The sequence below is a fragment of the Ciceribacter ferrooxidans genome, assembly GCF_004137355.1.
Lineage (GTDB): Bacteria > Pseudomonadota > Alphaproteobacteria > Rhizobiales > Rhizobiaceae > Allorhizobium > Allorhizobium ferrooxidans.
Genome location: NZ_SDVB01000223.1, coordinates 1 through 253 on the forward strand (window position 1 = coordinate 1; position 253 = coordinate 253).

At 44.7% G+C, this 253-nt stretch carries 1 protein-coding gene; it reads left to right on the forward strand.

The window, feature by feature from the left end; genetic code table 11:
- On the forward strand, positions 1-206 hold a 206-nt coding region (locus tag EUU22_RS26405; RefSeq protein ID WP_165351147.1), incomplete at its 5' end, for a hypothetical protein.
- Between the last annotated feature and the right edge of the window lie 47 nt (positions 207-253).

Sequence of the window (253 nt, forward strand, 5' to 3'; positions counted from 1 at the left end):
GTATTGCTTCAGGTGGCCAGCCCCCAAACTACAAGTTCTTTTTCTATGCTCAAAAGGATGGTGCTACCGCTTTATTCCTTGTAGAATGTATCGTAAACACAGCATCAGCGAAGGCACAGATCAAAGTGAAGGCTGATGATGGGACCGCTGCAGAGGCATTTTCAACGTTGTTTCAGTCAGCTTTGTCCAAATTTGGGCTTTCTTGATCCTGAGCATTTTATATTGGTGATGAGCCTGTCAGTTTCTCTGCTTG